The 2,987-nt window shown below is 66.7% G+C and carries 4 protein-coding genes; all 4 read right to left on the bottom strand.

The genetic code is table 11. From position 1 onward, the window contains the following. Positions 1 to 307: DUF2304 domain-containing protein (locus H5T60_13585; protein MBC7243463.1), on the bottom strand; the 307-nt coding region annotated here is incomplete at its 3' end. A 9-nt stretch (positions 308 to 316) separates the two neighbouring features. Continuing rightward, the gene (locus tag H5T60_13580) at positions 317 to 1,195 is read right to left on the bottom strand and encodes a polysaccharide deacetylase family protein (protein MBC7243462.1); all 879 of its coding nucleotides are present in this window, start codon (positions 1,193 to 1,195) and stop codon (positions 317 to 319) included. Continuing rightward, positions 1,192 to 2,082: a methyltransferase domain-containing protein gene (locus H5T60_13575; protein ID MBC7243461.1), complete on the bottom strand. Its 891-nt coding sequence runs from the start codon at positions 2,080 to 2,082 to the stop codon at positions 1,192 to 1,194. Before H5T60_13575 ends, H5T60_13580 begins: the two co-directional genes overlap by 4 nt. Continuing rightward, positions 2,067 to 2,987 (bottom strand): hypothetical protein (locus H5T60_13570; protein MBC7243460.1); only part of this gene is annotated, 921 nt, incomplete at its 5' end. The genes H5T60_13570 and H5T60_13575, both read right to left, overlap by 16 nt.

The following is a 2,987-nucleotide window of genomic DNA, read 5'->3' as shown; positions in this document are numbered from 1 at the left end:
CCTGGGCCAGCACCTTGATCTGGTCGCTGAAGCGCGAGATGCGCAGGGAAAACTGGAACAGGATGCCCAGCAGGCACACCACGGCGATGGTGAAGATGAGCGCCGGCGGGTACTCGATGCCGACGGCGTAGGCCAGCTTGTCCAGCAGGTCCACCAGCCCCAACGGCGCCAGCACCATCAGCACCGCCGCGCCCAGCCACAGCAGGGCGAATTCCTCTTTCAGCCGGCGCGTCCGCACCAGGTTCACCACCAGGAACAGGATGATGACGCCGCCGGCCAGCAGGAAAATGCGCGTCTCCAGATGCATATCCCCTCCTCATCCCTCCAGCCAGCCCCCTTGCGCCAGGACGTCGCGCATGGGGGCAAAGCGGAAGCGCTCCAACAGCCGGCCCAGCCGCCCCAGCGCGCCGGCGATGTTGCCGTACGTCCCCACGGCCAGATGAAACGGCATCGGTACCCGCGGTGTGCCGGCATACGTCTCCCAGGGATGGACGTAGAGCACCGCCGGCCGGGTACGCGCCGTCCTCTCCCAGCACCATGTCAACAGCGGCCAGGGGAGCAGGCGCAGGTAGGTCCCGCCGCTCACCGGGAGGCGCCGGCTCCCGACCTGGCAGACGGTCAGGGGGAACTCCACCAGCCGGCCGTTCGCGTCGTGCCGCTCCACTGCGGAAGCGCGGATGCGGTACGGCTCCAGCGGCGCGTTTGCCACCCCGTATAACGGCGTGCGCAGTGGGAAGATGCTGGAATCGTAGCGATACCCGTGCTCCACCAGCACCTCCAGCGCCCAGGCAGTGCGCTCCTCCAGCGAGAAGGTGGGGGCGCGGAAGCCGATGATCGCCGGCGCATCCCCCAGGATGTCTTCCATCAGCCGGCGGAACTCCCACAACTCCCGATCCAGCTCCTCTGCCGTCATCTCCCACAGGGGACGGTGCGAGTACGAATGGCAGGCGATCTCATGGCCGGCGGAGGCGATCTCCCGCACCAGCGCCGGCTGTCTCTCCGCGACTTCGCCCACGATAAAGAAGGTGGCCTGTACATGATGCGCCCGTAGCAGGGCCAGTATGGGCTGGACCGCCGCCGGCGCCTGGTCCACGCGCTTGGCCGGCGGCACCTTCCCCCGCACTAGCTCAGCGTGATACCATTCTTCCAGGTCAATGGTCAGCGCGTGCAGACGCATCGCCCCATCCGCTTTCACTTATACAGCTCGATCACCGTGTTCCAGCAGTAGCGGCGCAGGAAGGGCAGGAGGCGGAACAGCCGCTCATCCAGATTTTGCAGGCGCCGGAACGCCGGCGCATAGCGATCCGCCTCCACCACGATTTTCTTCCAGTAGCGCACCTTGCTGGGATGCGCCCGCTCCCCGAAGAAGAACCACAGGAAAATCCCCAGGGTCAGGAACTGAAACTCCGTATGCTCGACGCGAGCGAAATAGCGCCGCATGGCCGTGATTTTGGAGTAGGTCAGCGGCTCCTCGAAGGGGGTGCGCACCACGCTGGCCAGCCGGCGGTACACCTCGATAATTGGGTTGTGGCCCAGCGGCTCGGTGAAAATGGCCATGCCCCCCGGCTTCAGCACGCGGGCGATCTCCGGAATGGAGCGCTCCAGGTTGGTGTGATGCAGGACATCACGGCCGTAAATGACGTCGAAATATGCGTCCGGAAAGCCCAGGGCTTCCGCCGGCATGCAGTGGGTGGTGACCCGATCGGCCACACCGTAGCGCTCCGCCAACTGCCGGGCCACCTCCAGCATCCCCGGCGAGATGTCCACCGCCGCTACCCGCGCGCCGGCCAGCGCCAACCCCACGCTGGACTCCCCAGGGCCGCACCCCAGGTCCATCACCGTCTTTCCCTGCAAATCTCCCAGGCGCCGGCGGGAAAAGACGTTCTCCGGCGTCGTCGGGCAGGAGAAGAGCCGCTCCGGGTCCAGCGAGTCCAGGTCAATCTCATGGGCCCATTGGTCATGGAACTGGCTCTCATAGGCCAGCCGTTCGCCGTTGGGCACGCCGACCGCCGGCCTCTCCTCCCTCGCCAGCGGCACCGCCGGCGGGTCCTCCACTGCCTGGGGCGTTATTTCCGCGACCATAGCATATATTCTCCAATCTGTATGTCGGGGTGGTAATGGGCCTCGATAAAGGCCGCCACCTCGGGATAGGCGCGCGCAAAGGAGGCGTAGCCGAACACCGGCTCCTCTGTCTGCCGGCTGATGATCAGCGCCGGCCGGCGCGATTCCAAGTCCTGCACCAGCCGTGCTACCTCCTCCTCCGTCAGGAACGAGGGCCAGAAGTAGTCGTGGCGGGTGGGATTATGCCGGCCGGTCAGGAAATAGAAAAACGCGCCGCTGGTATCGAAAATGGCATCGGAGGCGGTTGTACGGGCCTCGATGGCGCCGGCCACCTGCCGCAGTATCCGGGCGGCGTCCGCCCGCACATAGACATCGGCTCGCTCCCCATCCAGCAGTTCGTAGGGCACCCGCACCAACCCCTGATCCAAGCGGTAAAAGTGCCCCACCATGGGATAGATCTGCAGGGCTACCAGCGCCGCCGGCATCAGGGCCAGCGCCGACGGCGCCCACCGCCGGCCGGCCCCTTGTATCTTCTCCCGCCAGGCCAGCCAGGCCCGATATCCCAGCCAGGCCAGCCCGATGAAGGCCGGCTGGACCGACCACAGCAGATGATTGGCGTCGGCGAACGGGAAGACCTGCAGCATATTCCAGGCGCCGTAGGTCAGGAGCAGCACAGCCCACGGCGTGTCCGGGGTCCCTCGCCGGCCAAAGCACACGTCCCACCATAATCCCAGGCTCACCAGGGCCGGCAGGTAAAAGCGCAGTCCCGTCCAGCTCCGCAGGCCGGCGTGCAGTACCCCTTGGAGCGTCCATTCCCCGCCCCACGGGATGAACCACAGCAGGACACCGGCCAGCCCGTACAACAGCACCGCCGGGGCCGGCAGGTGCCGTGCCTTCCAGCCGGCCAGGGCGCCGAGGCCGGCCCA

Source organism: Anaerolineae bacterium (genome assembly GCA_014360855.1).
Classification (GTDB): domain Bacteria; phylum Chloroflexota; class Anaerolineae; order JACIWP01; family JACIWP01; genus JACIWP01.
The sequence above is the reverse complement of the archived record's forward strand: the minus strand, read 5'-3'. Positions and strand labels throughout refer to the sequence as shown.

What these genes read in the sequence shown, in the direction of transcription:
- H5T60_13575 (MBC7243461.1), bottom strand. Translation starts at nt 2,082, where the DNA reads ATGGTCGCGGAAATAACGCCCCAGGCAGTGGAGGACCCGCCGGCGGTG.